This is a genomic window from Bacillaceae bacterium S4-13-56 (assembly GCA_040191315.1).
Classification (GTDB): Bacteria; Bacillota; Bacilli; order Bacillales; family JAWJLM01; genus JAWJLM01.
In genome coordinates, this window is the sequence record JAWJLM010000055.1 from 1 (window position 1) to 13045 (window position 13045).

The 13045-nt window shown below is 38.5% G+C and carries 6 protein-coding genes; all 6 read right to left on the reverse strand.

Features of this window, described 5'->3' with window-relative positions; translation table 11 throughout:
- Nucleotides 1-215: 215 nt before the first annotated feature.
- The 6 genes from RZN25_13550 to RZN25_13575 all read right to left on the reverse strand — a co-directional run bounded on the left by RZN25_13550 (nt 216) and on the right by RZN25_13575 (nt 13043).
- The gene (locus tag RZN25_13550; GenBank protein ID MEQ6377840.1) at nt 216-1664 is read right to left on the reverse strand and encodes a sulfatase; all 1449 of its coding nucleotides are present in this window, start codon (nt 1662-1664) and stop codon (nt 216-218) included.
- 35 nt (nt 1665-1699) lie between these two features.
- On the reverse strand, nt 1700-4069 hold the full coding sequence (locus RZN25_13555) for a beta-galactosidase (GenBank protein MEQ6377841.1): 2370 nt from the start codon (nt 4067-4069) through the stop codon (nt 1700-1702).
- A 158-nt stretch (nt 4070-4227) separates the two neighbouring features.
- A complete protein-coding gene (locus tag RZN25_13560; GenBank protein ID MEQ6377842.1) occupies nt 4228-5490 on the reverse strand; it encodes a hypothetical protein in 1263 nt (420 codons plus the stop codon).
- Nucleotides 5491-5687: 197 nt separating this feature from the next.
- Nucleotides 5688-8102: a beta-galactosidase gene (locus RZN25_13565; GenBank protein ID MEQ6377843.1), complete on the reverse strand. Its 2415-nt coding sequence runs from the start codon at nt 8100-8102 to the stop codon at nt 5688-5690.
- 175 nt (nt 8103-8277) lie between these two features.
- On the reverse strand, nt 8278-9597 hold the full coding sequence (locus RZN25_13570) for a glucoamylase family protein (GenBank protein MEQ6377844.1): 1320 nt from the start codon (nt 9595-9597) through the stop codon (nt 8278-8280).
- Nucleotides 9598-9695: 98 nt separating this feature from the next.
- Complete coding sequence (locus RZN25_13575; protein MEQ6377845.1) at nt 9696-13043, reverse strand: cellobiose phosphorylase; 3348 nt, start codon at nt 13041-13043, stop codon at nt 9696-9698.
- Between the last annotated feature and the right edge of the window lie 2 nt (nt 13044-13045).

Below are 13045 nucleotides of genomic sequence, written 5' to 3' on the forward strand. Positions count from 1 at the left end.
GACTGCTGCTCGTTCATGCAGGATATCGAAACCGATTCCTTCATATCTTTAAGGTCTTAAATACGTTTTTGCTGCATCTTCCACGTCAGTGAAACTGCATATAACACATTTTTATTTGCTCTTTGTAAAACATTGATCATATTTACGGGATTAGCTGGGTCTTCCGCAGCAGCTGATCAAACTTATAGAGGGTACCTACTAATATACATTTACCATCATGATTTGTAGCGTTGTTCGAGTCTATCGGCTGCTTCATTTCTATTTTGACTACGTAATTGTTTTAAATATCGATCAAGGTCTATATCATCTCTTGTATGAAATGGTCCACCCTCATGGATGACACTCCACATTGGATCGATCGGTGTATCTGAGGTTTTCATTTGGTCTGCTACCCATTCATCTAATATCTGCAGACCTTTAGCGGCAATTTCTGGTCGCTTATAAAAGAGATTAGTCGTTTCGTGTGGGTCGTTTTCTATATCGAACAGCATAAAATCAGGAAGCTCTTTTAAGCCATCATGATAAGTACGGATAAACATCCAATTATCAAATCGAACTCCACGTTGACAACTCCATGCATTTTGACTGACAACTACATGTGGTCGCCCTGCTGATTCTCCGTCAGTTATCGCTCTAAGGAAGCTATTTCCATCCCATCTTTCCCGTTGCTTTCCACCAACCAGTGCAGCTAATGTAGGCCCAAGGTCGATTTGATAATGGAAGTCTTCATCTATATGACCTTGCTTTATTTGTGGTCCAGCAATAATACATGGAATTCGGCATGTTATATAATCAGCAAGCTGGTGGTCTCCGTAAACATTAAGCTCTCCTTGATTTTCCCCATGATCAGATGAAATAATAATGATCGTATCATCTAATATTCCTTGTTCTTCCAACTCATCAATAATTACTCCTATATGCTTGTCTACATGATGAATTGCGGTATCATACCCATCAATCCATTTTTTAAAATCTTCTCTGTTACGGATTTCTTCTGGAATGCCCGGCCATTGTCTTGCTTTCGGCAAATCACGAGCACTGTAAGGACCGTAGCTATCTCGGTGTTCTGCAATCATTTCATCGGTCAGCCAATCTGGTGCTGGTTCATGTTCAAAGGGATTCCCATAGGATTCTGGAGTACGATATGGCGTGTGCGGATCCCACATATTTACATATAAGAACCAGTTTTCTTTTTCTGTTCCACGTCCTTTTAGCCATCTCAACGTCTTCTCAGTAACATCACCTGCCGTCTCAGCAGCATGCTTACCAGTATCATTCATTTCTAGAAATCCTCTTAATATGTGATAAGCTTCATGACGACCAGGAAAAGGACTGATAATGGCTGTATACACATCCTTGCTTCTTAACGTATCGACCCACGTTTCATGGTCAGAATGATGATAATTAAATGGTCTGTCTTTTCCAATTGGACGAATATCTGCTTGTAAGCCCCCGTGGTTCACTACCCCATTATGAATCCCAAATCGCGAACTAAATAGCGCTGATCGTGATGGTGCACATGGCACATCAGAAGCGTAATAATTTGTAAATCGTACACCCCGTTGTGCTAACTTGTCTATATTTGGAGATGTATTCCTATGATAGCCATAACAACCAAGATGGTCTGGTCGAAGGGCATCAATGTCAAAATATAGAATTTTCATTAGTGATCATCCTTTCCTTATTAATGGAATTATTATTATTTTTTTAAATAAAATGGAATGTTCTCTACTTTATTACGAGAATTTATCTTTACTTTATACGTTTTATATTGTGTATCTTCTACTACTTTAACAGTGGCGCTTTCTGTTGGAATCCACTTAGTAGACTGAAAAACGAGCTCCTCTTGATCTTGATTAATTGCTACTTCCATCACCATCGTTTCATCTGATATCAATTGTTTAACTATCTCAGCAGTACTATATACAACAGTTAAATCTGGTTGTACTTGAATATTAATTGGTAGCATTAAACCACTTTTTCCTGGAACTGTTACCTGCTTTCCATCAAAAAGTAAGTTGCCATTGTAATGAACAGTTGTTATTTTTTCATACTCGTCAAAATTATTTAAAAAAACAAAATAACTATGGTCGTTGATTACTCTAGCAGAAATGTCTACTTCATCCTCTAACGTAAAGCTACTTTCAACCCCACCTTTAGCAGCTAAGTTACGATAAATTGGATTTTTATATTGATAGTCATTTTGCATACTTACCCCAAACATGATAAGCTTTCCTTTACCTAACTCTTTTTCGAATGCTACCACATCGCGGTTCTCATCTTCAGACCAACCAAAAGCACCCTCAGTAATTTCATAATGCTCCATAGAGATGACTTGAACGCTATCCACTTCATCTATTTGAACAAAACCACGATTCTTCTTACCTTTCACCTTAACATTTATATAGTCTTTTAATATCGTACAAGGCTCTCCATTCATATTTTCAGTTGGAATAATAGGAAATAATACTAATAGACCACCATCTTCTATATAGTTTACTAACCTTTCTTGTACAGATTCCGACATGCGTTTGTCTGCAAACATCCATAGAGTTGGGACTTGTTTAGGTTCAATCTTTTGTTCTAACTGGACATTATAACCATCAAAGATGATATTATTAAATCGTAATCCTCTCGCAACTCCATCATAAATATTATCCTCTCGTTCCCTTTGCAAATGTTGATCGATGGATTTAGTAAAATCGTTACTGAATTCAGTCATAAAATATTCTGGATAAAATGCAAAATGAGTGTTTGTATCCTGTTTTGCTTTTGCTAGCTGTTTCTGGTAAACGTTTAGCATTTGACCTAAATGTTGAATGACTTTATAATGCGGTTTTTTCTTTCCTGTTGCGGATAGTGGTGCCTGCCATTCGTGACGTCTACCTAACAGACCGATATTTTCATAGTTTTCACCTCCAACAAACATATAATAGTTAATGGCATTCATCCCATTTGCTATGCACAGTCGAGTAGTTAAATCAAATGTACTTGGCTGTAGTCTAGGCTTATCTGGGATACTACCTCCTTGGAACTCGGCAGAAAATAAGGGCTGTTCATTCCATTGAATACTTTTGGTAAATGCATTTGCCAAAACAATATCAATGTAATTATCGTACTCAATATTGCCAATATAATAATCACCGGCTAAGAGTACATCATCAATTTTTGCAGCCTCTGCTAACTGTGATAGGCCAATAGGGTACTTCTTACCTCGTTTTAAAAAGTCGACTGTATCAAACCCATGGACATTCACTACGAACGGCACTCGAATCCCTTCAGTTACAGCTAATTGTTTTACGTATTCAAGATACGCACGGTAATGTTGTCGCATAAACATACTGTATTCATTACGGATTGCCACACCATAAGGTTGTTCTGGGTCCGCTATACTGCCTGTTGCAAACCTCTCGATACTGTCTACGCTAACGTGGAAAGTAGCATTAAACTGTTCTAAGGAAAATTTCTTTTGCAAATAATCAACAAATAGCTTTTGTGTTTCTAGGTTGTAGTCTCCTTGATTTGTTACCCAGTGAAACATCCCTACTTCATTGTCTAGCTGAAATAAAATGATAGAGCCACCATGCTGAATTTGATTTGGTTCAATAACTCGACAAACCTGTTTATACCATGCTTTAACTTTCTTTAAATAAGTTGGATGCATGTAACTAACTACTCGTGTTGGATGTATATTACCTTGCTGTGTTTTAGCGACTGCTTCGGGATAGTTATCAATGAACCACGTAGGAACACCGTGATCTACTACTTCTGCCATCACATAAGGACCTGGACGAACCAAGCAGTACATATTCTCTTCCTGAACAATTTGTAAAAAAGTGACAAGATCACGTTCAGCCCTTGTCTTTCCTTCTAAATCAATCTTACCTTCTTCGTATTCATGAAATCCCCACGGGACATATGTACTGATCATGTTCATTCCTGCTTCTTTTGCTTGAAGAATTCGATTTCTCCATTCTGTTTTTGGAACGCGAAAATAATGCAACTCCCCTCCAAACAATACTACATCTTCTCCGTTAATTTGGATGCTTTGATCTTTAACCTGAATCATAGTTTTGCTCCTTTTGTCTCAAAATATTTAACGCAACACTTGGTCTTTACTGCTTCGTAAACAGTTCAGCATGGATGGGATAATGATCTGATGACCCTCCTTATCTTTATAAAATCAGCAACAGTCTACCAATTCATTTGATTCTGCCTGTAAAAAGACTATCGTTTCAGATTATCAGTAAAAAATTCCATACCCCGTTTAAAAGCTGTTAAGCCATATAACATCGAGCTCCAATCAATAAGTGTGACTTTGGTAGGATACCATCTATCTGGCTGTTCCAAATGCCACCAAGAACTACGATGCAATCCATACTTGTAGGCAGAACGAAATTTTTGCTCATCTTCTCTGTCCCTTGGATTTTCATACTGATCATACGGGATGTGCAACTGATATAATGCATACAAATCATAAATCCCAGCTGGATAGACTGGTAGAAATCCTGCAACAATGTAAGCAGATGCAACATTACCTGGTGAATTATTTATTTTGTCTGCATGATAACCGCCAAACAAGCCGTCATTTGGTCCCGCACCATATCCCCATATATAAGAAGGTACATCCCTTAATTCCTTCCACTTTAAACGATCCGCCATGCAAGCATTCTCGTAGAAATCACGGTAAATTTTACTTTCTGCATACTCTGGAACAAGGTAAAAAGGAAATTGATGAACGAATGAAGATAAGAAATGCTTCCCCTTCGCATCATTAAGAACTGGAATGTCCCGAAAATTTATTTGTGGCAATAAATGGATCCTATCCTCTGCGAAATTTTCATTCCATAACGCCTGGATTGCTTCATTTCCTGGCTGACCAAGCTTAGCTAGATGAGCAACTATTACATATTCGTTAAAGGCAGGTAACGGCAATGTCCCTTCTCCATCCTTTACAACCATATTAATCGAGCCTGTCTCGATATCTGCTACTACAACACTCCAGTCTATTTGCTTTAATAAGGTTATGGCCATTTCTTCAATTTCTGGACGCGTGTCTTTAAAATGGTTTCCAGCAAATAGCGCTCCTGCAACTAAAAGTGATGTATCGATTGTAGAGATTTCTGAATTGAGATTCTTACCGCTTTCCATATCAACAAAATGTGCAAAAAAGCCCGTCTTCTTGTCACGCGCTGGCTGACACGAATCTAGTTCGCCTAGTGCAGTTCGCAGCGTAACCGCTGCCTTCTCTCCTGCATTTTGATCCCAACCTTCCATGTCCGCAACAGAAAGCCCGATCAAACCAACTCCCGTTGCTGCGATTGAGCAACGTAAATCAGGATTTTGTTCAAAGGATAAATAACTGTCGGCATATAGTCCCGTTATCGGATGACGGGATGCATCAAGTAGTCGATATGAGTCTTCATATTGTTGATCAAAAAAAGCTTTGACTTTGCTCGGTAACTTAGTATAAGCTTCGGTAATGTTCATTTAGTAAATTCTCCTTTTTCCTTTTTATATTAACGTCCATTTTGCAGCTCTAAAAAGTAAGGAAACAATAGGCTATCAATATGTCTATAGCAGATTTATTCTGTTCCCGAAAGACGCTTCTTGCTAAAAAATGGATAGTGGAAAAGGCGTTACATCTCTATATATGTAATCGCCTTTTCATTTTTAAAAATGATACATTATGAAAATCTGACTACTAATTGATCATCGATTTTCGCATGCTTTTTTGATAGGATATAGGTTACTGATCCTTCCTTTTTAACTTCATAATTCGAACTCGGAGCAATTTCACGATCCGTCTCGATGGCAATCACATCTTCTGCCTGAGTAAGTCGGAATTGTAGTTGTTGTTTCTCAATGTTAATGATCTCTGCGGTACTATAAATAATCTTGTGATTCTGTATTACTAAATTCATTGGTAGCATGAGTCCGTCTTTACTTTGCACTTGCAGTTTACGACCATCAAATAGTTTCTTGCCCTTCTCATATATGTGAAATTCCTTATCAAAGCCATCTAAGTTTAAGATGTGTAAGAATCTCTCACCCTCCTTAGTAGCAGTCGATGTCATAAACACACCATGAAATTTACTGTCGTTAGTCAAATCTGCCGTTGCTCCAAGTTTTTCAAGTGCTGTTTTGTAGAAATCGATATCACAGGTATATGGCGTAGCGATCACAATTGCGTTCCCTTTACCAACTGATGTAGCAAAGCCGCAGACTTCATCCGTGCCATAAACACGAAAAAGAGGTTCTACCTGTTCGCCCACATCAAATACTTGTGCTTTGTATACACGTAGCTCAGCTCGGTCCGCGGCCCATCCATCTGCGTAAACGGACAAATTGTAATGAAGCCTGTCATAATAGATATTTGCATGTTTTATGTTGAGAGCGTCCATTAGTAAAGTACAAGAATTCCCTTCCAAGTCATGTGTTGGTACTTCTCCATAAAGAAGAATGCTCCCACCATCTTGCAAATATTGGATGATCTTTTCTTGAATATGTTTATGCATATAGCGAGCAGATGCAATTGCTAATACTGGTGTTTCGGAAGCGTTGATCGGCTTATTTTGAATATCTACCGAACCATATCGATACCCAGCAAGAAGCATGGCACGACCCATGTTTTCCCAAGCTGCAGTAGTCCTGTTTGCCTCAATATTTTGATAAATCTCTCTCATTTTTTCACTACTAGGGTAGCGGGACTCAGTCATAAAATAGTCTGGTATAAAAGCATAAGCCACGCCATCTCGTTCTTCCTGCATTCTAGCGAGCTTATCCGATACCGCCATCATCGTCTTTATCGAACGTGCCATCCGTGGATAGGTGTAGTTCAACTCGCCTTCTGGACTTATCGGTGCTGCAAAGCCATGACGTTCACCTGTGGAAGCAATTCGATCGTTACCATCGTTATGTTTCTCACTTAGGCGATAGTTTCTACCACCTGTCATTAAATAATAGTTGAGTAATCGATTTCCTTGAGCTACGCACATGCGCGCTTTAAAATCAGCCGCTGATGGATCTAACCGACCACTAAAATTGTTACCAAAATTACCGTCTCCACAGTTAAACTCCACAGATGTTAGTGGTTGATCTGGATTGTGGACTGCATCCATGAATCCATTAATAATATAAAGATCTTGAAAGGTTTCCATATTTAGGTCGCCAAAATAAATGTCAGATCCCGATATATAGCCTGGTGCTTGAGTGTACGATTCATAAAGTTGGCTAATTCCAATTGGGAATGTAAACCCACGTCCTCTGCCAGTTCCATGTATGTTTACTACAAATGGGATATCTTTTACACCGAATTCCTCCGCATATCCTCTTAATATCGCAACATATTTGGCAAAGCGGTGGCGCATAAAATATCCAAGGTCAAAATGAAGTGCTGTCACATAGTCTTCTTTTGGAGATCTAATCCCTTGGTTACGAGTAACGACATCTTCTAAATTAAAGGGGTACCTTGAATCAAGTGTTTTTTGATCATATTTTTCCATTAACCAGGTAGCAAAGTCAGCTAAAACTTGATCCGTAAGATCTGGACTGTTACTTACCCAAGAGAGCATACCAATTTCATTATCAAGCTGAATCGCAATAATATTTCCACCATTGGTAATGAGCCTTGGAGCAGTAATCTCCATAACCGCTCTATACCATTTTTTGGTTTCTTTTAAGAAATTCGGAGCAGTATAATCTAGTGTTTTTGCTAATGTACCTTCTCCATCCCAACGAATAGGCACAATCTCTGGATGCTTGTTAATGACCCAGTGCGGAATACCTTCATTTTTCATTTCTGCCATGATAAATGGTCCCGGGCGCAAGAAAAAGTATAGGTCGTTTTCCGCACATAGATCGATAAACCCAATTAAATCTAACTCTGGTCGTGTTTTACCCACTAAATCAATATTTCCTTCAAATTCTTCATGACAAAGCCATGGTACATATGTTGCTACTGCATTACATCCAGTGGCTTTTAACTTATCAATGCGATCCTGCCACTCTGATTTATCAAGGCGGTAGTAATGAATTTCTCCACACATAATGAGTTCCGGCTTACCATTTATGATAATCTGTTTATCCTTAATCTCAATCACGGATGCCCCTCCTTGTTTTCCATTCTATTGGTAACTATCGATATGAATTTTCTTGTAATTAATAGTTTTATGGAATATCTATAAACATTCAATTACTTTCGCATCTTAGTGAATTCAACTAACCTTTATGGTTACATCACAAAAGAATCGATTGTATTTAGAATACCTTATTTCGTCACTCCACTTTCGTTAGCCCAACCTCTTCCATTCCTGCTTTCACGTACTCATTTTTCATAAATGTATCCCATACAAAGCCTGTGCGATAATTTTCAATCATTAGTAATGTAATCCCTTTATCAATCCCAATAACATCTTGGGCATACCAAGGTCTTGGTTTTTCTAAGTTATAGGCATCTTTAAACCCATAATCTCCCCATAATTCAGGAATTTCATGATAATGCTCTAAGGTAGCAATCGATTCCTCTGGTGTAAATACAATCGATCCTGCAGCACCTGCTGGTGGAATTGTTCCGTCTGTAAAATGTGCCGTATTGTCAAAGCCTGATGGACTCGCACCGTATGTGCCATTATAGCCACTCGGCCCATCACTAGCTGTTAGCCCCCATGAATTAGGGCCAAATGCAGAAAACTCATCCGCTTTGTCCATAACGTAAGCACGATTTGCCTTTGAGGCGATGACTGAATTTTCAAACCAGTTAACCCCTTCTTTGTCCACTAAATCGCGCAAATCAAACCACGCATAAGTAAATTGATGAGTAAACAAAGATCCAAACCAAGAGTGGATAAATGGTTCCCCATCTCCATACGATTTTTTATCTTTCTTAAATGCATAAAACATATCTGGACTTGTTGGATGGGTGGGAGATGCTGCGGCTAGAAAGTAAATCATTTGTTGTTCCGCATAGAAATCCCAAGCTCCTGCAAAGCCATTTTCAGGGGAATAGCTCATGTAAAATAAATTTTGATCTGGGTTTCGGAACCACTCCCAGTCCACACGTTTATAAATTTCCTCAGCTTTGTCTTTTATGTCACCACCAAAGTATTCCCCTGTTGTTAATGCTCCATTAACAAGAATCGCAGTATCAATAATCGATACCTCACTCGTACCAGCTCTTTTTGCATTGCTCATATTCAGAAAGTGGTAAAATACACCATTGATATGTTCTGCTTCTTCTAGAAGGGTATCAAGGGTTCCTTCCACACGTTGTTTTGCTTCATCCTTTGTAATCCAATCTCTTTCTACACCAATTGTTATCGCTGTCAAACCAAAGCCAACAGAAGCGACACTTGATAGATTTGGATTTCCTGGAGCACGGTCACGTATTAATCCATATCCCGGACTATCTATATCTGTGTTTGCTTCCTTCCAAAAAAAATCAAAACTACTTTTGCTTTCCAACTCTAAGATAGGTGGTCCTTCTACCTCATTTCTACTAGATGCTTGCTTATCCATATTCTGAAACAAGAAAATTACACCTATAGAAATTAGAATTAAAATACCGATCAAAACGAATATACTTTTTCTATTTTTCATAGCACTTCGAGTCTCCCTTCTAATTGCCGGGGCATAAAATCAATAGGGAACACCCCTGTAACATCATCAATAGGAGGCTCTCCTTTATCTAGTTCAACTTACGAATAGACATCTAATACATTAACTTCTTGATTAAGTGTTACTTCGATAACATCTCGCGCAATCCGGAAGCCGCCTTCTCGATAACGGTTTTTCACCTGTCCAGTTGTTTCAACAGGCTTTCCATTTATAAGCACCTGTTTTTCTCCTTCACCGATATGATAAACAACCGATATAGGCTTTTGGTTAAAATGATAGTCGAACGTTAAACCGTCAAAATCCTTATTCAGCACCGGATCGATGACAAGGTCCCCACCTTCTTGGCGAATACCCAAGCAATTTGAGATTAATTGATTCATATAAATTCCAGGTCCACTGGAATAAATTCGCCATCCACCTTTAACTGCTACCGATCCATCTCGTAATTTTTCAAAGTTTTCTTGTGCATCGTAACGGGTGTTGAATTTACCATCTGAACTACTAAAATAGGCATTGCTTTGTCTTATTTCTGCATTTGGTACTACCTGCTGGATGCCAATTGGATTAATCATTTGTAATCCGTTCCAAACTTCATCTGCTTTACCAAGCTTTGCCATTGCTTCTACGAAACGAATATGTGCATGAACATATTGTAAACCAATCTCACGCCCAAAGTTAGATGCTGTTTCTGCACGTTGGAAATGCTTGCTCACTCCACCTTCATAATTGGCTGGGCGATTCATCAAACGAACACCATCAGGACAGTATAATTTTTCTTTGATTAACTGATAATGTGCCTCCGCCTCTTCTGGTGTTAGCAATTCACTAATCATACTTCTTTGCATTGGCAATAGACGATAGTTAATTCCTGTCTTTGTATCTTCTGGGTGTAGCATCATTTCTGCTTGATTTGGGTCTTCCAAATAGACGAAGCCAGGTATAATACCGGATTTTAACATGTATTTTTTAAAGTCTTTCTCAATTCCGACTGTTACCTCTTTTAGTTCTGCAGCATACTGATCATCTACCCCTGTAATCGCCTTAGACAAATTCGAAATGGCTTGATAGGTTAGGGCTACTGTCCAGCTACTTACCATGTATTCCTTTAATTGTTTATTGGCTGGTTGGAGTGTATCGTCCCAATCTCCATCCCCGTACGATGATAGATACGTATCATGTAAGAAATGCTGTTTAATATATTCAATTTCTTTTTTCGCATGTTCGTAAATCGTTTCTTTTTCTTCTGTTAAAGCAAAACCATTGGAACGCATGGAATAAGGTACTTTTTCTTGAAGAATTTCATAATCCTTCGTTGTGACAAGATAATCTCCTAATACCTTTAATGGCCACACAATAATATCGCCGTGACTTTCACCCGCTTGGATATTCGAATATTTATCAAACATAAACCACTGCGGCCAGTTACCATCCTCAGCAAATTGGTGGGAGTACACGGTTTTAATGATTTCTTTAACAGATTCATAGTTTTGGGTTGCCATGAAATACTCGGTAGGTCCTTGACAAACATCACGTGTTCCCCAAGCTGCACCACTATACTGCTCTAATCCGTGAGGTACAGAAAAATGGACAAGCATATTATGTGTATACCACCAAGCTAGAGCATTCACTTTATTTAAGTCATCTGGGAATTGTCCTTGCTTGGACAATTGGAATCCATTCATTACTTTGCGATAGTAGTTGCGATATCGCTCTATCTCCACAGAAGCTGAGCGGTCCTCAAAAGGTAATACTTCATCATTTAATAATCCCTGAACCGTCATCTCCCACGATGGTGCAGCATCTAGCTCAAAGACGACAAGAGAAGCAGACTGTGGGATAACGTTAGTCGCAATACTTTGTTCATCCTTCACTTGGAAGGTTGCACCGTCCATTTTTATTCGATAGGCTAAATTCGGATAGACGTTAGCTGGCATGGAAGATGGATCAGCTTTAACAGTCAATACCTGTCCTTCTCGATTAATATGGAATGGTACTTCGTATTCATTTGGATGCATGACAACTTGATTTGTAACAAGATAACGATAAGATTTACCACTCATAGTACTCATTTGCATTCTTACTTCTGGTGTATCAACTGTTGTATAGGTTGTTATCACAAATGTCTCTGTTTTTGTTTTGTAATACCACCGAGAATAGTTAAAACCAATCTCATATAAAGACGGTATTGTTAGTAAATGGTAAGTTTTATCGATTTCAACGTAGATCCGCTGACCAGATGTTTTACTAATATTTAGTGGACTACGTGCATTTGTCAGCAACTTGTTGAAGCTTGTATTTCCCACAACAAGTTGCGCATTAAAGATCCCATACATCCAAGAAGTTGATGTAATGGTATTTTCTTTAAGTCGTTCGTTGTTCCCAGACATAATAATGTGACCGTGAGGACGCTCTACACGTAATTCCTTCTCCTTCAAAACCACATGTTCATGCGTATCCGTAAAGAACGATAATAGTATTTCACCGTCCCACTCCTCTTGATGACGCTTAGGATAATGGTTATTAATCTCTTCAGCTGTCATAGGCTCCGTATCAAGAGGCGCACCAATATTTTTTGCTCTGGATACTTTTTCAGAAATCGACGCTGTGTTCAGTGGTTTACCTTCAATTTGATTCCAAGCATCCAAAACAATTTGATCAAATTCTAATTCTGTGATAGCTGATTGATGATTTTCTTTAAATAACCCATAAAAAGTAAATCGACGATTTCCTGATAAAGTCACTTTTTCCGTTTGTAGTGCAGTATAAGCAAATTCGTATTGATAAACTTCATTTGCTAGTGTTGGCTTTGTTAAGATTTCTGGTTCATTTGTTTCTTTATATTTTTTACCAAAAAATTGGAAACCATCTGTTGAATAAGCAACTACTTTTGTTAACGCCCCTTGCTGTAAATAAGGGAAGCCCCCGGACTGCTGTTGGTTCTGTCTAGAACATACTACGTAACCTTTTTGGTTATCTTCAAAAACTTTGTGATCAACATACTGAGAAACGTACGCTTCGTTATTCCGAATTGCTCCTTTATCAGCTAGCCCGATATCCTGCCCATAAACAACATCTATTACTTTATTTTGTCCGTTTACATTCACATCCCAAAACCAAACACCGAGCTCTGTTAGATAAAAATAAACCTGGTAGTCAATTCCTTCCACCGAACCAGTCCACTTCACATGGTCGCTAGCAAAAGCAACTTCACTAGTAGACTGCACACCAAGTAATGGATATGCTTTTACTGCATCAGCGTGATGAATTCGTAAATAAAGATTGTTAAGGGACCCATCAATTGGATTTGAAATTAACTGATTAACCATAATGGACTTATAAGTTGACTCAAATACATCACCACTATTTAAAAAAGAAAAATGAAGATCCCCTGCTGATAACATTACGGTAGACTCTTGCTCTTTTATCATGT

Bases quoted from the DNA above. Each gene is read 5' to 3' on its own strand.
- RZN25_13570 (MEQ6377844.1), bottom strand. From the start codon at position 9,597: ATGAAAAATAGAAAAAGTATATTCGTTTTGATCGGTATTTTAATTCTA.
- RZN25_13555 (MEQ6377841.1), bottom strand. From the start codon at position 4,069: ATGATTCAGGTTAAAGATCAAAGCATCCAAATTAACGGAGAAGATGTA.
- RZN25_13575 (MEQ6377845.1), bottom strand. From the start codon at position 13,043: ATGATAAAAGAGCAAGAGTCTACCGTAATGTTATCAGCAGGGGATCTT.
- RZN25_13550 (MEQ6377840.1), bottom strand. From the start codon at position 1,664: ATGAAAATTCTATATTTTGACATTGATGCCCTTCGACCAGACCATCTT.
- RZN25_13560 (MEQ6377842.1), bottom strand. From the start codon at position 5,490: ATGAACATTACCGAAGCTTATACTAAGTTACCGAGCAAAGTCAAAGCT.